At 69.3% G+C, this 19,804-nt stretch carries 19 protein-coding genes; 6 read left to right on the forward strand and 13 right to left on the reverse strand.

Going from position 1 to position 19,804, the window contains the following annotated elements:
• Window positions 1-21: 21 nt before the first annotated feature.
• Window positions 22-1,512, forward strand: coding sequence for a PLP-dependent aminotransferase family protein (locus ABL844_RS23130; protein WP_418129078.1), 1,491 nt, complete (start codon window positions 22-24; stop codon window positions 1,510-1,512).
• Here the strand turns inward: ABL844_RS23130 and ABL844_RS23135 are convergent.
• The 7 genes from ABL844_RS23135 to ABL844_RS23165 form a co-directional block, all read right to left on the reverse strand.
• On the reverse strand, window positions 1,509-2,426 hold the full coding sequence (locus ABL844_RS23135; RefSeq protein ID WP_240650772.1) for a helix-turn-helix transcriptional regulator: 918 nt from the start codon (window positions 2,424-2,426) through the stop codon (window positions 1,509-1,511). The genes ABL844_RS23130 and ABL844_RS23135 overlap by 4 nt on opposite strands.
• 101 nt (window positions 2,427-2,527) lie before the next feature.
• Window positions 2,528-3,217 carry a fumarylacetoacetate hydrolase family protein gene (locus tag ABL844_RS23140; protein ID WP_418129079.1) on the reverse strand — a complete coding sequence of 230 codons (690 nt, stop codon included), beginning with the start codon at window positions 3,215-3,217 and terminating at the stop codon, window positions 2,528-2,530.
• Between the two features lie 82 nt (window positions 3,218-3,299).
• A complete protein-coding gene (locus ABL844_RS23145) occupies window positions 3,300-4,283 on the reverse strand; it encodes an ABC transporter substrate-binding protein (protein WP_418129080.1) in 984 nt (327 codons plus the stop codon).
• On the reverse strand, window positions 4,280-5,281 hold the full coding sequence (locus ABL844_RS23150) for an ABC transporter substrate-binding protein (protein WP_418131941.1): 1,002 nt from the start codon (window positions 5,279-5,281) through the stop codon (window positions 4,280-4,282). Before ABL844_RS23150 ends, ABL844_RS23145 begins: the two co-directional genes overlap by 4 nt.
• 10 nt (window positions 5,282-5,291) lie before the next feature.
• On the reverse strand, window positions 5,292-6,119 hold the full coding sequence (locus ABL844_RS23155) for a class II aldolase/adducin family protein (RefSeq protein WP_418129082.1): 828 nt from the start codon (window positions 6,117-6,119) through the stop codon (window positions 5,292-5,294).
• Window positions 6,120-6,128: 9 nt separating this feature from the next.
• Complete coding sequence (locus ABL844_RS23160; RefSeq protein WP_184641561.1) at window positions 6,129-7,256, reverse strand: LLM class flavin-dependent oxidoreductase; 1,128 nt, start codon at window positions 7,254-7,256, stop codon at window positions 6,129-6,131.
• A gap of 38 nt (window positions 7,257-7,294) precedes the next feature.
• Complete coding sequence (locus ABL844_RS23165; RefSeq protein WP_418121938.1) at window positions 7,295-8,296, reverse strand: ABC transporter substrate-binding protein; 1,002 nt, start codon at window positions 8,294-8,296, stop codon at window positions 7,295-7,297.
• Between the two features lie 111 nt (window positions 8,297-8,407).
• Between ABL844_RS23165 and ABL844_RS23170 the strand changes: the two genes are divergently transcribed.
• The 5 genes from ABL844_RS23170 to ABL844_RS23190 all read left to right on the forward strand — a co-directional run bounded on the left by ABL844_RS23170 (window position 8,408) and on the right by ABL844_RS23190 (window position 13,219).
• Window positions 8,408-9,628 (forward strand): acyl-CoA dehydrogenase family protein, encoded by a 1,221-nt coding sequence (locus ABL844_RS23170; RefSeq protein ID WP_418129083.1) that lies wholly within the window; start codon window positions 8,408-8,410, stop codon window positions 9,626-9,628.
• Window positions 9,625-10,605: an ABC transporter substrate-binding protein gene (locus tag ABL844_RS23175; RefSeq protein ID WP_418129084.1), complete on the forward strand. Its 981-nt coding sequence runs from the start codon at window positions 9,625-9,627 to the stop codon at window positions 10,603-10,605. Before ABL844_RS23170 ends, ABL844_RS23175 begins: the two co-directional genes overlap by 4 nt.
• Window positions 10,602-11,216, forward strand: coding sequence for a cysteine dioxygenase (locus ABL844_RS23180; RefSeq protein ID WP_418129086.1), 615 nt, complete (start codon window positions 10,602-10,604; stop codon window positions 11,214-11,216). Before ABL844_RS23175 ends, ABL844_RS23180 begins: the two co-directional genes overlap by 4 nt.
• Window positions 11,213-12,844, forward strand: coding sequence for a rhodanese-related sulfurtransferase (locus ABL844_RS23185; protein WP_418129088.1), 1,632 nt, complete (start codon window positions 11,213-11,215; stop codon window positions 12,842-12,844). The genes ABL844_RS23180 and ABL844_RS23185 overlap by 4 nt, the downstream gene beginning before the upstream one ends.
• 141 nt (window positions 12,845-12,985) lie before the next feature.
• Window positions 12,986-13,219, forward strand: coding sequence for a hypothetical protein (locus ABL844_RS23190; RefSeq protein WP_126024346.1), 234 nt, complete (start codon window positions 12,986-12,988; stop codon window positions 13,217-13,219).
• A 136-nt stretch (window positions 13,220-13,355) separates the two neighbouring features.
• Here the strand turns inward: ABL844_RS23190 and ABL844_RS23195 are convergent, their stop codons facing one another.
• From ABL844_RS23195 to ABL844_RS23220, 6 genes are all read right to left on the reverse strand, one after another.
• Window positions 13,356-14,822: a DEAD/DEAH box helicase gene (locus tag ABL844_RS23195; RefSeq protein WP_418129089.1), complete on the reverse strand. Its 1,467-nt coding sequence runs from the start codon at window positions 14,820-14,822 to the stop codon at window positions 13,356-13,358.
• Window positions 14,823-14,953: 131 nt separating this feature from the next.
• Window positions 14,954-15,835, reverse strand: coding sequence for a neutral zinc metallopeptidase (locus ABL844_RS23200; protein ID WP_418129090.1), 882 nt, complete (start codon window positions 15,833-15,835; stop codon window positions 14,954-14,956).
• Between the two features lie 184 nt (window positions 15,836-16,019).
• Complete coding sequence (dcd, locus tag ABL844_RS23205; protein ID WP_184641554.1) at window positions 16,020-16,586, reverse strand: dCTP deaminase; 567 nt, start codon at window positions 16,584-16,586, stop codon at window positions 16,020-16,022.
• A gap of 163 nt (window positions 16,587-16,749) precedes the next feature.
• A complete protein-coding gene (gene guaD / locus ABL844_RS23210; RefSeq protein ID WP_418129092.1) occupies window positions 16,750-18,036 on the reverse strand; it encodes a guanine deaminase in 1,287 nt (428 codons plus the stop codon).
• A gap of 97 nt (window positions 18,037-18,133) precedes the next feature.
• Window positions 18,134-19,117, reverse strand: a complete 984-nt coding sequence (locus ABL844_RS23215) for a hypothetical protein (RefSeq protein ID WP_418129094.1) — start codon at window positions 19,115-19,117, stop codon at window positions 18,134-18,136.
• Window positions 19,114-19,719: a short chain dehydrogenase gene (locus tag ABL844_RS23220; protein WP_418121946.1), complete on the reverse strand. Its 606-nt coding sequence runs from the start codon at window positions 19,717-19,719 to the stop codon at window positions 19,114-19,116. Before ABL844_RS23220 ends, ABL844_RS23215 begins: the two co-directional genes overlap by 4 nt.
• Between the last annotated feature and the right edge of the window lie 85 nt (window positions 19,720-19,804).

Below are 19,804 nucleotides of genomic sequence, written 5' to 3' on the forward strand. Positions count from 1 at the left end.
GTGCCATTCAGAGCCAATTTCATGGTGCCACGCTCCACTTCCCCCTTGCCGCCTCCCCCCTTGCCGCCTTCTTCCTTGCTCGAATCCCCGCTCTCCAGGGAGCGCCGGTCGGGCCCGATGCAGCGCCAGTTGCACGACCGCCTCAAGAACGCCATCCTCGACGGCAGCCTCGCCCCCGGCAGCCGCCTGCCGGGCTCGCGTGCGCTGGCCGAGGCGCTCGGCATCTCGCGCAATACGGTCACCGCCACCTACGAGCATCTGGCGGCCGAAGGCTATGTGCGGCCCGACAGGCAGGGCACACGCGTGGCCGAGCTCTCGTCGCCGGCGCCATCGAAGCGTGAGCGTGCTGGCAAGCAGGCCGGCACGCCGGCCACCGCGCAGCGCCTCGCAAGGATCCTGCCGAGCGCTCCACGTGCCGACATGGGCGCGGCGCTGCGTCCCGGGGTGCCCGCGCTGTCGCACTTTCCGCTGGCCGCATGGCGTCGCTCGCTGGAACGTGCGATCCGCGGCGGCGGCTGCGCGGCTCTGGGCTACGGCGACGCGCTGGGCGAGCCGGCGCTGCGCGCTGCCATTGCGCGGCACCTGTCGGTGGCGCGCGGCGTGCGCTGCGAGCCCCGGCAGGTCGTCATCGCCGAAGGCGCGCAGGAGGCCATCTCGCTGTGCGTGCGCCTGCTGTCCAACCCCGGCGAGACCGGCTGGGTCGAAGATCCGGGCTACCGCGGCGCGAAAGCCGCCATGCATGCGGGCGACATGCGCATCGTGCCCATGCGCGTCGATGCCGAGGGCCTCTGCGTGAGCGAGCGCGACTGGCGCAAGCACCCGCCGCGGCTGGTCTACACCACGCCGTCGCACCAGTACCCGACCGGCTCGGTGCTGAGCATCGCGCGCCGGCTGGAACTGATCGCGCAGGCCCGGCGGCACGGCGCGTGGATCGTCGAGGACGACTACGACAGCGAGTTCCGCCACACGGGCGAGCCCATCGTGGCCATGCAGGGGCTGGTGGACGACGCGCCGGTGCTTTATGTCGGCTCCTTCAGCAAGACCATGTTCCCGTCGCTGCGGCTCGGCTTCCTGGTGCTGCCCGAGCGCCTGGTGTCCGCCGTGCAGGCACCGCTGGAGGAGATGCTGCGCGGCGGCCATCGCCACGAGCAGCTCGCCATGGCCGACTTCATCGAGAGCGGCCAGTTCAGCAGGCACCTGGGCCGCATGCGCAGGCTGTACCGCGATCGCCAGCAGGCACTGCGGCTCGCGCTCGAAAAGCATTTCGAGGTACCGCACGAGATCGACGGCGGCCACTGCGGCATGCATCTCACCGTGCGCTTGCCCGGGCGCTTCGACGACCGGAGGATCGCCGCCGAGGCGCTGCGCCAGCGCATCGCGCCCACGCCGCTGTCGGGCTTCGCGATGCGGCCGATGCCATCGGACAACGGGCTGGTGCTGGGCTATGGAAACACGGCGAGCGAGCTCTTCGCGCCGCTGGTCACGCGGCTGTCGCAGCTCGCGCTCGTCTAGCCGAGCTTGCCCACCACGTGCTCGCGCCTGAAATTGCGCGGCGTGCTCCCCACCACCTGCCGGAAGCGCCGGTTGAAGTACGCCTCGTCGGCAAAGCCGCACTGGTGCGCGATCTCCCGCACCAGCAGCGAGGTGGACGCGAGCAGTTCCTTCGCGCGCTCGATGCGGCGCTCGGTCACGAGGTCGGTGAAGGTTCGGTCGGTTTCCTTGCGCAGCAGGTTGGCCAGGTAGTTGGGCGAAAGGAATGCGGCCGCCGCGGCGTCGGTCAGCGACAGCGGCTTGTCGAGGTTGTCGCGCACGTAGCGCACCACGCGCTGCAGGGCGTCGCGCTGCGAAGTCTTGCCGTCGTGCTGCAGCGAAAGCCGCATCAGCGCGTTCTCCTGCCGCATGCAGGCCAGGCCGACGATCTGCTGCAGGATGCCGCGCATGGCGGTCTTGGCGCCGAAGCTGCGGCTCGCGTTCAGCGCATGCAGCTCGTCGAGCCAGCCTCGGATGCGGGCGAAGTCGGCCTCGTCGAAGGCGAAGTCGACGTACTCCTGGAACAGGAAGGGCGCGAGGTCGGGATGACGCGCGAGCGGCACGTCTTCCAGGTCGAGCGCGTCGACGTCGAGCTCGGGCCACAGGAAGCGCTGGTCGAAGTTGACGATGCAGTACAGCGCCTCGGGCGGATGCGGAATCACGTGCACCCGGTACGGCAGCACGAAGCTCAGGTGGCGCGGCCCGAAGGGGCGCACCTCGCCGCCGATGGACTGCTGCGAGCTGCCCTCGATGCCGACCTGGATCTGGAAGTACGCGTGCCGGTGCGGCAGCGTGAGTTCGTTGCGCGCGCCCTGGAAGCGGATGTCGAAGTCCAGGTGGTCGGCACGCTCGTGCATGCCGTAGGTGCGGACGGACGTGGGGGTGGAGGAGCGCATCGGGGCAGGCGTCTTCGTCTTTCGCCCGTGAGGGTACGCCATCTGGCGCACCGGCGATCCGGCCGCACCCGCCGGATCTGGTGAGCGCCCTGTCTTCGGGCTCAGACGACCGCGACTTCGAGCACGCCCACGCCCGCCACGCTGCCGCGCATGCGGTCGCCGCGCTGCACCGCCGCCACGCCGGCCGGCGTGCCGGTGAAGATCAGGTCGCCGGGCTGCAGCGTGAACAGCGTCGAGAGGTAGGCGATGGTGTCGGGCACGTTCCAGATCATGTCGGCGAGGTCGCCCACCTGGCGCTGGGCGCCGTTCACGTCGAGGCGGATCTCGCCGCTGGCCGGATGGCCGGCCCTGGCCACCGGCACCAGCTCGCCGCAGGGCGCGGAGCCGTCGAAGGCCTTGCCGGTGTCCCAGGGCCGGCCCATCTTCTTGGCCTCGCCCTGCAGGTCGCGGCGGGTCATGTCGAGGCCGACGGCGTAGCCGTAGACGTGGCCGAGCGCGTCGGCGGCGGCGATGTTCGCGCCGCCGGTCTTCAGCGCGACCACGAGTTCGATCTCGTGGTGCACGTCGTTCGACAGCGGCGGATAGGCGAACTCGCCGCCGTCGGCCACGATGGCGCTGGCCGGCTTCATGAAGAAGAACGGCGGCTCGCGGTCGGGGTTGTGGCCCATCTCGCGGGCGTGCTCGGAGTAGTTGCGGCCCACGCAGAAGATGCGGTTGACAGGGAAGCAGACCTGATCGCCCTGGATGGGCAGCGAATGGACGGGGGCGGGGGAAATGGCATAGGAAGTCATGCGACGACTCTAGCCAGCGCAACTCCGCGCCCCGCGCACGCAACTACGCGAGTCTTGGACTCAGCTACGGTCGCGCGTTTTTTCAGCCGGCCACGCCGAAGCTGGTGTCGAAGGTGCCCTTCACGTCCAGCGGCTGCCTGATGAGCCCGACCTGCCGGTAGAAATCGGCCGTCCCCTGCTGGTCGGCGATGACCTGCGCGTCGATGGCCACCCACTTCTGCTGCCGCCGCTCGAACTGCAGCTTCGCCGCCTCGGGCGGAATGCCGATGATGCGCGCCAGCGCGGCCGAGTAGGCATCGACGTTGCGGTACGACCAGAGCTGCGCCTTCACCACGCGCTGCAGAAAATCCTGCAGCACCGGCCGCTTGGAAGCGATGGCGCTGTCGGTGGCCGCGAGGTAGCTCAGCCCCGGCAGCAGCCTTCGCCCGCTCACGAGCACGCGCGCATGGTTGCTGACCTCGGCCAGCGCGGTGTAGGGCTCCCACGTGGCCCAGGCATCGACCGAGCCCTGCGTGAGCGCGAGCTTGGCGTCCGCCGGCGCCAGGAAGCGCAGGTTCACGTCCTCCGGCTTGAGGCCGGCCGAGGTGATGGCCTTGAGCGTGACGTAGTGGCCGATGGAGCCGCGATTGGTCGCGACGCTCTTGCCCTTCAGGTCGGCGGCGGTCTTCAGCGGCGAGTCGGGCCGCACGAGCACGGCCGTGCCGTAGGAGTCGGAGCGGTTCGCGCCGATGGCCTTCACGCGCGTGCCGGCCGCCAGCGCGAAGATCAGCGGCGCGTCGCCGATAGGACCCGAATCGACCGCGGCGGCATTGAGCGCCTCCGCCAGCGGTGCGGCGGCCGGGAACTCCGACCACTGGATGTCGTAGTTGAGCCCTTCCAGCCCACCGGCGGCTTCGAGCAGCGCGCGCAGCCCGCCCTTCTGGTCGCCGGCTTTCAGCACCGGGCGACCCTGTGCGAATGCCACGCCGGGTAAGGCGACGGCAGCGGCAACCGCCGAGCCCTGGGCAAGAAACTGACGACGGGAACTGTTGTGGCTCATGCGGATGCGGCTTGTATTTCTGTTCATGCCAAGGGATCGAAGGAGACGTGGTCGGCGAAGCGCACCGGGTCGGTGGTCTTCTTGAGCACGCCCACGCCGCGGAAGTCGCGGGCGTAGAACTCGACCTCGTCGCGCAGGTTGCGCCCCAGCGGGTGGTGCTTGTGCGTGAGCGTGCCCAGCAGCGCGCGCAGGTCTTCCACCGCCACGTTGGGCGAATACTTCGAAAAGAGCCTGGCCGACTCGTTCGGGTTCTCGGCCACGTAGTCGGAGGCCTGCGCGATGGCGCGCACCAGCGAGGCGACCGTCGCCTTGTCCTTGCGCACGAGTTCGCCGCGCGCGCCGACGATGCAGCAGACCTTGTCCTTGTATTCGCCCGAGAGGTTGCTCGCCACCTCGACGTAGGCGCCCTGGTTGCGCTTCTCGATCAGGTAGATGTTGGGATCGCCGTCGGCAATGGCCTGGATCTCGCCCTTCTTCACCGCGATGTCGAGCAGGTCGGCCGGGTACTGGCGCCAGGTCACGTCCCTGTCGGCGTCGATGCCGTTCTTCGCGAGCAGGATCGAGAAGAAGTTCTTGCCCGGGCTCGCGATGTCCGACACGCCGATGGTCTTGCCCTTCAGGCTCGCGAGGTTGGTGACGCCCGCGCCCTTGGCTCCCACCAGCCGCACGCAGCCGCCATGCGAGCTGCCGACGATCTTCACGTCGAAGCCCGATTCGAGCGGCTTGAGCCAGCGGTGGATCATGCCCACCGCGGCGTCGGCCTTGGCGGTGGCCAGCGATTCGAGCAGCTGGTCGGTGGAACCCGTGTAGTTGATGAGGTCGACCTGCAGGCCGTTGTGCTCGAAATAACCGCGCTCCTGCGCCACCACCACGGGCGAAAGGCAGAAGGCCGAGGCGTTCCAGGCGAAGGTGAGCTTGCGGGACTGCTGCGAGAAGGCCTGCGAGGCGATCAGGCCACCCGAGGCGACCACGGCGGCGGCGCCGCCTGCGCGCAGCACGCTGCGGCGGGAAAGAGTGGGGGTCATCATGTTCGCGTCAGAGCAGCAGTTCGGGCTCGGCCTCGACCAGGCCTTCGTAGAGGCTGTCGAAGGAATGGATGGCGCCTTCGGGCCCGCCGATCTGGCCGTGCGTGTGGCGCGCGGTGGCTTCGTCGATTGGCTGCGGCTTGCCGGCGGCCTCGGCCAGCAGCTGCGTGTGGCAGGCGTTGTCCAGCGCGATGTACCACCACGCGGCGGCCTCCACCGTGGGCCCCGCCGTGAGGATGCCGTGGTTCTTGAGGATGGCGCCCTTCCTGTCACCCAGCGCCTGGGCGATGCGCTCGCCCTCGCCGGTGTCGACCACCATGCCGGTGAAGTCGTCGAACAGCGCCACGTCGTCGTGGAACACGCAGCTGTCCTGCGTGATGGTGTCGAGTTTGCGGCCCAACGTCGACCAGGCCTTGCCGTAGGTCGAGTGCGTGTGGGCGGCGGCGACGATCTTCGGGTTGTGCTCGTGGATGGCCGCGTGGATCGCGAAGGCCGCCTTGTTGAGCGGCCTGTCGCCGATCACGGTCTCGCCCTTCGAGTTGACCAGCAGCAGGTCGGACACCTTGATGCGCGAGAAATGGATGCCCAGCGGATTCACCCAGAAGTGGTCGGAGAGCTCCGGGTCGCGCGCCGTGATGTGGCCGGCCAGCCCCTGCGCGAAACCGAAGCGCGCGAACAGGCGGAAGGCGCCGGCCAAACGCTCCTGCCGGTGGCGGCGCTCCGCCTGCACGGTGGTGCGCGGCGGGACGGGATCGAACCAGTATTTCTGCTGCGGGTTCGGGTTGAGCTTCAGGGGCTGCGAAGCCGCGCTGCGGTCGATGAAAAGAACTGCGCTCATGGTGATTCCTCAGGCCGCCTTGCGTTGTTGCTGCGCGCGCTGCGCCACCAGCTCGCGCGTGCGGGGGATCAGTTCGCGGCCGTAGTCGAGCGCGTCTTCCAGTGGATCGAAGCCGCGGATCAGGAAGGTGGTCACGCCCAGGTCGTAGTAGTCGAGCAGCGCGTCGGCCACCTGCTCCGGCGTGCCGACCAGCGCGGTGCTGTTGGAGCGCCCGCCGATCTCCTGCGCTACCGCCGTCCACAGCCGCTTGTCGAGCCGTGAGCCCTTCTCCGCCGCAGCCAGCAGGCGCTTGGCGCCTTCGCTCTGCTGCGGGCCGCCTCGGTTGTAGCCCTGCACCACGCGCAACCTTTTGGTCTCGGCCAGGATGTTCTCGGCGCGCGCCCATGCGGCCTCCTCGGTCTGCGCCAGGATCGGGCGGAACGACACCGAGAAGCGCACGCTGCGCCCATGCTTCGCCGCCTCGGCGCGCACGCGCGCGGTGAGTTCGCGCGCCTGGTCGAGCGATTCGCCCCACAGCGCGTAGACGTCGGCGTACTTGCCCGCCACCGGAATCGCTGCCTCCGATGCGCCGCCGAAGTACACCGGCACGTGCGGCCTGCCGTTGCGCGTCTGCAGCGGCCTCACTTCGGAGAAGGCGTTCTGGAAGCGGTAGTGCGCGCCTTCGTGGTCGAAGGGCTTCTCCGCCGTCCACACCTTGTGCAGCACCTCGAGGTACTCGTCGGTGCGCGCGTAGCGCTGGTCGTGGTCGAGCCAGTCGCCGTCGCGGCGCTGCTCCTCGTCGGAGCCGCCGGAGATGTAGTGCACCGCGAGCCGGCCGCCGCTGAACTGGTCGAGAGAGGCGAACTGCCGCGCGGCCAGCGTGGGTGCGACGAAGCCGGGGCGGTGCGCGAGCATGAAGTGGATGCGCTCGGTCACCGAGGCCGCATAGGCCACGGTGAGCGTGGCGTCGGGGCTGGTCGAGTGGTGCGGCACGAGCACGCGGTCGAAGCCCGCCGCCTCGTGGGCCTGCGCGAAGGCGCGCACGTAGTCGCGGTCGAGCGAGGGGCCCTTGGCCGGGTGGATCTCCGAGACTTTCTGGCCCTGGATCATGCCGATGAATTCGACGAGGCCGTCTTGTTGCTGTGGCTGCTGGCTCATGGTGCTGTCCTTGTTTGAATGTTCATGGGAGGTGGTTGTCAGGCGGCGGGCAGGCGCAGCACGCTCTCGAAGCTGCGGTCCCACAGGGGCTTCACGTCGGCCGGGCCGTCGAGCACGCCGATCTTCAGGAAGGTGTCGGCCACGTCCTGGTGGCTGCGCACCACCGCGTCGCTGACCGGGCCCAGGCTGTAGTCGCCGCTGCGGCGGTTGAACAGCTCGACGATGTCGCCCACGGGCACGCGCGTCTCGGCCGACTGGGCGCGGGCGTAGGCGAGGAAATTGCCGTTGATCCACGCGAACGAACGCTGCAGCCGCTGCAGCAGGTCGGCCAGCGCGGCGCGGCGAAGCTGGTCGTCGAGCGCGCGCGGATTGGCGTAGATCGGGAAGTTGCCCGAGAGATAGCCCACGCCGGTCTTGATGACCCGCGCCCCGTACTGGGTACGCGCGAGCTGGCCGTTGTAGCCGTAGATGGCCCAGGCATCGAGGTCGCCGCGCGCGAAGGCCGAGAGGCCGTCCGAAGGCGTGAGGCTCACGGCCTGGATGTCGTTGAACGTGAGGCCCGCCTCGGCCAGCTGCTTGGCGAGGTAGTAGTGCGAAGTGGTGGCGCGCACGTAGCCCACGCGCTTGCCCTTGAAGTCGGCGATGCTGCGGATCGGCGCGTCCTTGCGCGCCAAGGTGGCCTGGTTGTTCAGGTCCTCGTGCGTCACGGCCACCAGCTTCACGCTGGATTTCTGCCGCGCCGCGAACACCGGCGGAATCTCGCTGCCCGAGCCGAGGTCGAGCGCGTCGCCGTTGATGGCCTCGATGTGCAGCACGCCGTTGTTGAGCTCGCGCCAGTCGATCTTGTACGGCGTGCCGGCCTGGCCGGAGGCGGTGAGCAGCGGCCGCCACAGGCCCTTGTAGGTGCCCACGCGCAACGTGACGCCAGAGAGATCGCGTGATGGCGCAGCGGCTTGCGCCCAGCTGCCAGAGCCGGTGGCGGCGAGCGCCGCGGCGGTCTGCAGCAGCCGGCGACGGTCCGGAAGAAAGTCTGATTTCATGCAGCCGGACCGTAACCAGACGCCTCGCGGAAACGAACGCAGAAAAACGAGTTTGCATATGCGGGATGCGTCGTTTTCGCGCGGCGGGCGGGCCGCTACCGTGCGGAAACCATGAGTGCACTTCCCTTGCGCCGCGCCAGCGCCGCGCCCGAACACCCCTCCCCCGCCACCGTCGATGCTTCCGTGCTGGCCCGACTCACGGCCCAGTTCGCAGCCACCGCCGCCGACCACGACCTGAGCGGCGCCTTCCCTCGCGAGAACTTCGCGGCGCTGCAGGCGCGCGGCCTGATCGGCCTGGTCGCGCCCGCCGAGCACGGCGGCGGCGGCGCCACGCTGGCGACGGCCCGGCGCGTGATCTCGGCGGTGGCGCGCGGCGAGCCGGCCACGGCGCTGATCCTCACGATGACCTACCTGCAGCACCATGCGCTGACGCGCCCGGACAGCCGCTGGCCCGCGCACCTGCGCGAGCGCGTGGTGCGCGACGCGGTGGAGAACGGCGCACTCATCAACGCGCTGCGCGTGGAGCCGGCGCTGGGCTCGCCCGCGCGCGGCGGCCTGCCCGGCACGGTCGCACGTCGCGACGGTGACGGCTGGCAGATCGACGGCCACAAGCTCTATACCACCGGCATCGAAGGCCTGAGCTGGCTCGCCGTGTGGGCGCGCACGGACGAGGCGCAGCCGCGCACCGGCGTGTTTCTGGTGCCGCGCAACGCGCCCGGCGTGCGCGTGATCGCGAGCTGGGACCACCTGGGCCTGCGCGCCTCGGGCAGCCACGAAGTCGTCTTCGAGAACGTCGCGATCGACGCCGACCATGCGGTGGACCTGCGCGCGCCGGCCGACTGGGCGCCCGACGCGGGCAGCCAGACCGATATCGACGCCCACGCCACGCAGCAGGCGTGGATGACCGTGCTGCTCGGCAGCCTCTACGACGCGGTGGCGCAAGCCGCACGCGACTGGCTGGTCGACTTCCTGAACCGGCGCGCGCCTGGCAGCCTCGGCGCGCCGCTGGCCAGTCTGCCGCGCGTGCAGGAGCACGTCGGCGAGATCGAGGCGCTGCTGCGCACCAACCGCGTGCTGCTAGCCGACGCCACCGCTGCGGTCGATGGCGGCCATGCGCAGCCGGCAGCCGACAGCGGCCTGCTCAAGTACACGGTGATCCGCGTGGTCGAGCTCGCGCTGCAGCTGAGCGGCAACCACGGCCTCTCGCGGCGCAACCCGCTGGAGCGGCACTACCGCGACGTGCTGTGCAGCCGCATCCACACGCCGCAGAACGACGCGATTCTGGTGGCGGCGGGCAAGCGCGCGCTGTTGTCTTCGGGGGCTACGGCATGACGTCTGCACTCTTCTCCAGGTCATCACGGCGTGGCTGGCTCAAGCAAGGCGCCGCGCTGTCGCTGACCGCTGCCGGCTCGCTGCGCGCCTTTGCGCAGCCCCAGACCGCGTTGGTGCTCGGCGACCAGGCCGGTGGCCTGCGCTCGCTGTTCGAGGCCTCGCGCGCGCTCGACGGCGCCCCCTTTGCCTACCGCTGGGCCAACTTCCAGGGCGCCGCGCCGCTCTTCGAGGCGCAGCGCAGCTCGGCGGTGGACACCGCCATGGCCGGCGACCTGCCCGTGCTTGCCGCAGCCGTGGGCAAGACGCCGCTGAAGATCGTCGCCACGCGCGTCGGCAAGGCCGAATCGCTGGGCATCGTGGTGCAGCCCGATTCGCCGCTGCGCAGCGTTGCGGACCTGCGCGGCAAGACGGTGATCGTGTCTTCCGCGCGCGGCAGCATCTCGCAGTACCAGCTCTACGGCGCGCTCGAAGAAGCCGGCGTGAAGCGCGAGGAGGTGACGGTGAAGTTCGTGCTGCCCACCGACGCGGCGGCCGCCTTCGCCTCGAAGCAGATCGACGCCTGGGCCATCTTCGACCCCTACTACACCATCGCCCTGCAGCAGGGCGGGCGCATCCTGCGCGACGGGCGCGGCATCAACACCGCGCTGGGCTTCATCACGGCCACCGAGTCTTCGCTGGCCGACCCTGCCAAGCGCGCGGCCATCGTGCAGTTCCTCGACCGGCTCGCGCGCGCGGGCGACTGGGCGCTGGCCAATCCCGAGGCATATGCCCAGGCCTACAGCCAGCTCACGCGGCTGCCCATCGAGTCGTCGCGCATCATCACCGCGCGGGCCTCGGTGGCGGGACGGCCGGTGAGCGAGGCCGACATCGCCGCGCTGCAGACGGTGGCCGACCGCTCGGCGCGGGACGGCATCCTGCCGGTGCGGGTAGACGTGCGCGCAATCACCGACACTGGGGTCTGGAAACGCCCCGCATGACGACAAACTCCCTGACCCCACTTCGCGAATTCGTCGGCGCCTTCGGCACGCTGCTCGATGGCGCGCCCGACGAGCCGCGCATTCTTTCGGAAGGCGGCGAACTGCTGCGCAAGCTGGTGTCGCGCGACGACTGGCTGCCGGAAGCCTTCGCACAACCCGACCCCGTGTACTACCGGCAGTTCCTGCTGCACGCCGACAGCACCGAGCGCTTCTCGGTCGTGAGCTTCGTGTGGGGACCGGGGCAGGCCACGCCCGTGCACGACCACACGGTGTGGGGGCTGATCGGCATGCTGCGCGGCTCGGAGTACAGCCAGGGCTATGCGCTGGACAGCGACGGGAACGCGCGCCCGCATGGCGAGGCGGTGCGGCTCGACCCCGGCCAGGTGGAGGCGGTGTCGCCCACCGTCGGCGACCTGCACCGCGTGCACAACGCGCACGCCGACCGGGTCTCGATCAGCATCCACGTGTACGGCGCGAACATCGGCGCCGTGCGGCGGCATACTTACCCGCCGGAGGGCGGCCGCAAGCCCTTCGTCTCCGGTTACTCCAACACGCTGCTGCCCAACCTGTGGGACCGCAGCGCAGAACTCAGAGCCGCTACAGACGCATGACGACGACCACCGCCAACAGCTTTCCCGTTCTTTCCTACGCCGCCGTGCGCGAGCGGCTCATCGCCCGCGACGAGACCGCGCTGCTCGACGTGCGCGAGGAAGACCCGTTCGCGCAGGAGCACCCGCTGTGGGCAGCCAACCTGCCGCTGTCGCGCATCGAGATCGAGACCTGGCGGCGCATTCCGCGGCGCGACACGCTCATCGTGCTGTACGGCGAACACGCCGGCACCGACCTCGCGCCGCAGGCCGCGCGCACCCTCGCCGCCCTGGGCTACACCAACGTGCACCTGCTCGACGGCGGCCTCGAAGGCTGGCGCAAGGCCGGCGGCGAACTGTTCCGCGACGTGAACGTGCCGAGCAAGTCCTTCGGCGAGCTGGTCGAGCACGAGCGGCACACGCCGTCGCTCTCGGCGCCCGAGGTGAAGGCGCTGATCGACGCGAAGGCCGACGTGGTGGTGCTCGACGCGCGCCGCTTCGATGAATACCAGACGATGAGCATTCCCTCGGCCACGAGCGTGCCGGGCGCGGAGCTGGTGCTGCGCGTGCGCGAGCTGGCGCCCGATCCGGCGACACGGGTGATCGTGAACTGCGCGGGCCGCACCCGCAGCATCATCGGCACGCAGTCGCTGGTGAATGCGGGCATCCCGAACCCCGTGGCGGCGCTGCGCAACGGCACCATCGGCTGGAAGCTGGCCGGACAGGTGCTCGACCACGGCGCGGACAGGCAGGCCCCGGCGGCCGTGTCCGAAGCCCATCGCGCGCAGGCGCAGGCCGATGCGCGACGCGTGGCCGACAAGGCGGGCGTGCACCGCATCGCGCTGGACGCGCTGCACACGCTGGAGGCTCCCGGACGCACCGTCTACCGCTTCGACGTGCGCACGCCCGGGGAATACGCGGCGGGCCACCTGCCCGGCTTCGCCAGCGCGCCCGGCGGGCAGCTGGTGCAGGAAACCGATCACCAGGTGCCGGTGCGCGGCGCGCGCATCGTACTGGCGGACGACGACGGCGTGCGCGCATCGATGAGTGCGTCATGGCTGGCGCAGATGGGGTGGGAGGTCTATGTGCTCGATACGGTGCCGGCAGCGGCCGACTTCAGCGAGACGACTACTCCCGCGAGCGCATACCCCCCGGTTGCCGTCGCGGTGAGCGAGATCGCACCGGCCGAGCTGGCTGCGCTGCTGAAGCAGCCGGGCACCGCGGTGATCGACGTGACCACCAGCGCCAACTACGTGAAGCGCCACATTCCGGGCGCCTGGTATGCGATCCGCGCGCAGTTGCCGCAGGCGCTCGACACGGCCATCCCGCCCTCGTCGCGCTACGTGCTGACCTGCGGCAGCAGCCTGCTCGCCCGCTATGCCGCGGCCGACCTGCGCGCGCTGCTCGATGCTCGCGGCCAGCGCGATGTGCAGGTGCTGGTACTGGCCGGCGGCAATGTGGCATGGTTCGCCGCGGGCCTCGGCCAGGAGAGCGGCGAAATCCGCCTCGCGACCGCGCGCACCGACCGTTATCGCCGCCCCTATGAAGGCACCGATGCGCCAGCCGAGGCGATGCAGGCTTACCTGGATTGGGAGTACGGCCTTGTCGCGCAGTTGGGTCGCGATGGAACGCACCATTTCAAGGCGATCTGAAGACCTGGCAAGCGCGAAAGCGTTCTGAAAGGAAAGAGACACGCCGGTCACAGTGTGTCGCCCGGGTAAAGGCCGTCATCCGGCGGTACTGGACGACGTTGGAGGTTCACACCGACAACAACTCGTTCCAGGAGCTTCGCCATGAGATTCCCATCTCTTCTTGCAGTGTCCGCCACCGCCGTGCTGGCGGCCACGCTCACCGGCTGCGTGGTCGCGCCGGCCGCCCCTGCCCCCGTGTACGCGGCGCCTCCTGGCGTGGCCTACGTGGCGCCTACGTATGTATCGCCGGGCGTCGGCTTCGTTTGGGCATATCACCCGCGCTATGGCTGGGGCTGGCACCACCCGCAATACGGCTGGCATCGCGGCTGGAGGTGACCAGGCTCACCCCCAGGCTGCGCGCACTTCGTGTCGCTGCGCCCGCTAACGGGGGGCGATACCTGAGGCCCGGCAAGGCCGGTTCCTCGGTGTTCTCGAATCAGAAAAAGGGGAGTGCCAGTGCCCTGTCGGGCGATCAGCTCGGCTCGGCGCTCTTGAACAGGGCTGGGACCTTGCGCTTGGACTTGATGTTGCTGGAGATGCCGCGTCCGGGCGTCGAGGCCTTGGCGGCGGCTTCCCATGCCGGCGTCGCGTCGGGCTGGCCGGGCTCGTAGGGCTTGTCGAAGAACGGGTCGCGCGGCGCCGCGGGTGCGCGATGCGGGCGTCCGCCGCCGCCACGACGGGCGTCGGCGTCGCGGCGTTCGCGAGGCTGGTCGAGCACGTCGCGTGCATCGCCCGCTTCGCCTTCTTCGCGCCAGTGGCGGCGTCCGTCGTTGATGCGGCCGCGCGGGCGGTCCTCCTCGAATTCGACGGGTTCGAGCTCGATCTTCTTCTTGATCAGCTTCTCGATGTCGGCCACCAGGCGGGCATCGTTGCCGCCGCTGGCGAAGCTCACTGCCAGGCCCGAGGCGCCGGCGCGGCCGGTGCGGCCGATGCGGTGCACGTAGTCTTCTGCGTTGAACGGAATGTCGAAGTTGAAGACGGCGGGCACGTCCTTGATGTCGAGGCCGCGGGCCGCGACGTCGGTGCACACCAGCAGGTCGACCTCGCCGGCCTTGAAAGCCGCGAGCGACTTCAGGCGCTCGTCCTGGCTCTTGTCGCCGTGCAGGGCCGAGGTGCGAAGGCCGTCGCGCTCCAGCGAGCGCGCGAGCCGCGCGCAGCCCAGCTTGCTGTTGACGAACACGAAGGCCTGGGTGATACCGCGCTGGCGCACGATCTGCCTGAGCGCACGGCGCTTGTCGTCGTCGCTCACGCTGTAGAAATGCTGCTCGACAGTCGAGGCCGTCTCGTTCGGCCGGGCGACTTCGATGGTGACCGGGTTCTGCAGGTAGCTGCCGGCCAGCCGCTTGATCTCGGGCGAGAAGGTAGCGGAGAACAGCAGCGTGGTGCGCTGCTTGGGCAGGTAGCTCAGGATGCGCTGCAGGTCGGGCAGAAAGCCGATGTCGAGCATGCGGTCGGCCTCGTCGAGCACCACGTATTCGACCTGGTTGAGCACCGCGTTCTTGGCTTCGATGTGATCGAGCAGGCGGCCCGGCGTGGCCACCAGCACTTCGACGCCCTTCTTCAGTTCCAGCGTCTGCGGCTTCATGTCGATGCCGCCGAACACCACCGTGCTGCGCAGGTTGGTGTACTTGGCATACAGCTTGATCTGCTGCGCAACCTGGTCGGCCAGCTCGCGCGTGGGCAGCAGCACAAGGGCCCGGACCGGATGCCGCGCGGGCGAGGTCGAGGCGTTCTCATGCTTGAGCATGCGCTGCAGCAGCGGGAGCGAGAAAGCCGCCGTCTTGCCGGTGCCGGTCTGGGCCGCGCCCATCACGTCCTGGCCCGAGAGCACGACCGGAATGGCCTGTGCCTGGATCGGAGTCATGGTCTCGTAGCCCATTTCGGCCACGGCGCGCGCCAGCGGTTCAGCCAGCATTAGATTGGAGAAGGAGCTTGTCATTGAGCCCTCTATTGTCGCACTGCCGCAAAAAACGGCAGTGACCGCGCGATGACAACGCCCGCGATGGCCGAATTGCTATTTATTTCATAGCGTCCGAGTCAGCCTCCACGAGCACTCCCGACCAACGAGGCTCAAAGGCTGCGCGCATTGAAGGTATCGCAGGCCTTGATGTCGCCGCTCTGGTAGCCGGTGCCGAACCAGCGCTGGCGCTGGGCGCTGGAGCCGTGGGTGAAGCTGTCGGGCACCACCGCGCGGCCCGCGGAGCGCTGCAATGCGTCGTCGCCGATCTTCTGCGCGGCATTCATGGCCGCCTCGATGTCGCCCGGGTCCAGCCACTTCTTCGACTCCTGCGAATGGTGGGCCCACACGCCCGCGAAGCAGTCGGCCTGCAACTCGACGCGAACGCTCATCGCGTTGTTCTGCGTCTGGCTCAGGCGGTTGCGCATGCCGTCGACCTTGGCTGTGATGCCGAGCTCGTCCTGCACATGGTGGCCGACCTCGTGCGCGATGACGTAGGCCTGCGCGAACTCGCCCGGCGCGCCGAGCTGGTTCTTGAGCGTGTCGTAGAAGCCCAGGTCGATGTAGACCTTCTGGTCGCCCGGGCAGTAGAACGGTCCCATGGCCGACTGCCCGGTGCCGCAGGCCGTGGGCGTCGCGTTGCGGAACAGCACGAGCCGCGGCGGATGGTAGGTGCCGCCGTTCTGGCGGAAGATGTCGGTCCACACCACTTCGGTGTTCTTGAGAACGGTGGAGACGAAGGCCGCCTCGCGGTCGTTCGAGGGAGGCTTGGGCGCCGGTCCCTGCTGCTGCTGTACCTGCGCCGGACCGCCACCGCCGCTGAGCAGGCTCAGCACCGTGAGCGGGTTGATGCCGAAGACCCAGCCGGCGATCAGCGCGACCGCAATGGTCCCGATGCCGATGCCGCGGCCCCCGATGAAGCCGCCACCGCCCCCGCCACCTTCACCGCGGCGGTCCTCGACGTTGTCCGATTGTTCGTTGCCTTCCCATCTCATCGCGCGCTCCTTGCCGGCCGTTGGAGGAGGAGTTGCCGGCTCGCAGGATGGTACTTCGGAAGAACCTCACCCTCTGTAAGCGGGTATGCCAAGGATGTCGCGGAACCGGCTCTGCCGGGCCGCAGGCATCGCGCCCTCGCACGGGGCTGGCGCAGCAACGCGAAGTGCGCGCGCCTGTGGGTGGTCAGGTCTTCGGCAGGGTCACGCCACGCTGGCCCTGGTACTTGCCGCCGCGGTCCTTGTAGCTGGTTTCGCAGACCTCGTCGCTCTCGAAGAACAGCACCTGCGCGCAGCCCTCGCCCGCGTAGATCTTGGCGGGCAGCGGCGTGGTGTTGCTGAATTCGAGCGTCACGTAGCCTTCCCATTCGGGCTCGAAGGGGGTCACGTTGACGATGATGCCGCAGCGCGCATAGGTGCTCTTGCCCAGGCAGATGGTCAGCACGTTGCGCGGGATGCGGAAGTATTCGACGGTGCGTGCCAGCGCGAAGCTGTTGGGCGGGATGATGCAGTAGTCGCCGTGCATGTCCACGAAGCTCTTCTCGTCGAAGTTCTTCGGGTCGACCACCGTGCTGTGGATGTTGGTGAAGATCTTGAATTCAGGCGCGCACCGGATGTCGTAGCCGTAGCTCGAGGTGCCGTAGCTGATGATCTTGTGGCCCGAGGCCTCGCGCACCTGGCCGGGCTCGAAAGGCTCGATCATGCCGTGCTGCTCGGCCATGCGCCGGATCCATTTGTCGCTCTTGATAGACATTGAAAAACACCCCAGTCTTCGCGCACTTCGTGTCGCTACGCCAACCCCCTCAAGGGGCAACACCAGCGGCCCGGCAAAGCCGGCTCCGCGGGGTTCCTGGAAAGGTGTCGCCGCGCCCGCTGGGTCGGCGATTGTGGCATGGGCGGATTCGCCCTCTGCAGGCTCAGCCAGCCTGGGAGATCACCGTGCGCTCGACCAGCCGGTCGTCGCCCAGCACGATCATCGCGAAGAGCATTTCCTCCAGCGAGCTCGCCTGCTTCGTCTTGCGTGCCAGCAGCGGCGTGGCCGCCGGGTTCAGCACCAGGAAGTCGGCCTCGCAGCCCGGCTGCAGGTTGCCCACCACGCCGTCGAGCCCCAGGGCGCGCGCGGCGCCGCCGGTGTGGCGCCACCAGAGTTCCGATGGGGCGATGCTCAGGCCGGCCTTGGTCTGGCCCTCCCGGCCGACGTAGTAGGCGGCCATCATGGTGTGGAACGGGCTGAAGCTGGTGCCGCCGCCCACGTCGCTGGCCAGGCCGTAGGGGTAGCCGACGCGGTCGGCCGCGCCGAAGTCGAAGAAGCCGCTGCCCAGGAACAGGTTGCTGGTCGGACTCACGGCCGCAGCCGTCTTGGTCTCGCGCAGCAGGGCGCGGTCGGCCTCGTCGAGGTAGATGCAGTGGGCGTACACGGCCCGCTCGCGCATCAGGCCGAAGCCTGCATACACGTCGAGGTACGAGCGCGCCTTGGGGTACAGCTCGCGCACCCAGCTCACCTCGTCGCGGTTCTCGGCCACGTGCGACTGGATCCAGGTGTCGGCGTATCTCGCGGCGAGCTCGCCCGCGCCGCGCATCTGGGCGTCGGTGCTCGCGGGCGCGAAGCGCGGCGTGATGGCGTAGCCCAGCCGATCGACCTTGTGCCACTTGCGAATCAGCGCCTCGGTGTCGACGAGGCTCTGCTCGGTCTCGTCGCGCACGCCGTCGGGCGAGTGGCGGTCCTGCAGCACCTTGCCGGTGATCAGGCGCATGCCGCGGCGCTGCGCGCCTTCGAAGAGCGCGTCGACCGAGGCGACGTGCGACGTCGCGAAGGTCAGCGAGGTGGTCACGCCATTGCGCAGCAGCTCGTCGAGGAAGAACTGCGCCACTTCGTTCGAATGCGCAGGATCGGCGAACTTGCTCTCCGCGGGAAAGGTGTAGTTCTCGAGCCAGGGCAGCAGGCCCGGCGCCGGCGAGCCGATGATGTCGGTCTGCGGATAGTGGATGTGCATGTCCACGAATCCCGGCGCGAGGATGCGCCCTGGCAGGTGGGTCGTATGTGCGCCGGGATGGCGGGCCGCGACGTCGGCATGGCTGCCGGCATCGAGCACGCGCTGGCGGCCGGCGGCATCGGGTGCGACGACCAGCAGGCCGTCCGCGTCGAAAACGGGCTTGCCGGAGGCGTCGAATCGCAGGAGGGAGGCGCGGTAGGCTTTTTTCATCGTGGGTGCGGAGGGTAATCCACCCCCGCCCAGCCGCAATTTCCATGCGCATATGAGTGCTATATGCGCAGCGCACTCGCCGCGGTGCGGCACCTACCTAATGCGGCAGCGCGCGCGACTGGATGTCGAAGGGCACGCCGGTCGGCACCGGTCCGTCGCCCTCCTTGCGCCTGGTGAGCAGCGAGTACTTCGACTCGATGAAGTAGACGCGGTCGCCCCACACCGCGCCGGACGAGGGATCGTTGAGCCCCGCAACCACCGTCCGCAGGCCGAGCCTCGCGCCTTCGACGCGCGCCACAGTGATCTGCCCGCCGTAGGGGCCTTCGCCGAAGGCATTGCTCTCGAACAGCACGAGCCGCCCGGGCTTCCACGCGCGGATCGCGTCCACATTCTTCAACTCGCGCGGCGCCTCGACGCGCGTCACCTCGCCGGCCTTGCCGTCCGCGACTAGACCGATGCGCAGCACGTAAGGCGCCGCCGCCACAAGGCTCACGTAGACGTCGCGCCCGCCGTCGATGGCGATGCCGTTCAGGCCCTTGTAGGGGCCCGAGCCGGCCAGCGCGGGATCCTCCTTCCACGTAACCAGCGAGGCAGCGCCCGGTGCGAGCTTCAGCACGCGCGGGTGGTAGGAGTCGGTCACGTAGAGATTGCCGCGCGCGTCCTGCGCGAGGTCGTTGCAGTAGCCGCCGTCGGGCATGGTGTAGCTCGCGCGCGGCGCGCCGGTGGCAAGGTCATAGCGCTTGAGCGCGCTCGGCGTCGACGGCACGGTGGTGAAGCCGATGTTGCCGGAGCAGACCCACAGCGCGCGGCGCTTCGCGTCGACCAGCACGCCCTGCCCGTTCGCGAGCCCGTTGGTGCCGGGCTTGACCAGCACCTCGGCCTTCGGCGCCGAGCCCGGCTTCAGCCGGGCGACAGCGCCCTGCCGCCAGCTGCCGACATAGAACGCGCCGTCGGGCCCGATGGCCACGCTCTCCGGATACCAGTCCTCGGGCAGCGCCTGCACCACGGGAGGGACGGCGATGGCCGCCGTCGCCGCGAGCGCCAGCAGCGCGCCTGCAAGCCGTGGATGCACGCTCTTCATTGCCACACGCGGAAGACGCGTCCCGTCAGCGGACCTTCGACGCTGCGCACATAGGCCAGCGCCACGCGCGCGGCTGATACGGTTTCGACGCCCGGAAAGAGCGCGCCATACGCCTCCATCGATTCAGTCAGCAGCGTCGGGCTCACCGCGTTGATGCGCAGCCCGCGCGCCAGTTCGACCGCCGCGCCCTTCACGAAGCCCTCGACCCCGGCATTGACGGCAGCCGCATTGCCTCCGCCGCGAACCGGATCGTCGGCCGCGACGCCCGTGGTCAGCGTGATCGAGCCGCCGTCGCGCAGCACATGCTGGCCGAGCAGCGCGAGCCGCACCTGCCCCAGCAGCTTGTCCTGCAGGCCTACATTGAAGTCCGCCGGCGTCATCTCGAACAGCGGCCCGAAGAAGAGCCCGCCCGCCGTCGAGACGATCGCATCGACACGGCCGACCGCTGCATACAGCGCCTCGACGCTCGCGTCGCTGGTGATGTCGACCTGGTGATCGCCGCGCGTGCGCCCCGCGCGAATCACCTCGTGCCCCCGTCCTGCCAGCGCCTGTGCCACCGCACTGCCAATCGCGCCCGTCGCGCCCACAACAAGAACCTTCATGGAAAACCTCGCCAAAGTGAATCAAACAAGCGGTCATTGTTTTGCGAACCATCCGTTTGATAAATTGGCTTCCAGTTAAGTCATT

Source organism: Variovorax sp. 278MFTsu5.1, from assembly GCF_048305045.1.
In the GTDB taxonomy this organism is placed as follows: domain Bacteria; phylum Pseudomonadota; class Gammaproteobacteria; order Burkholderiales; family Burkholderiaceae_C; genus Variovorax; species Variovorax guangxiensis.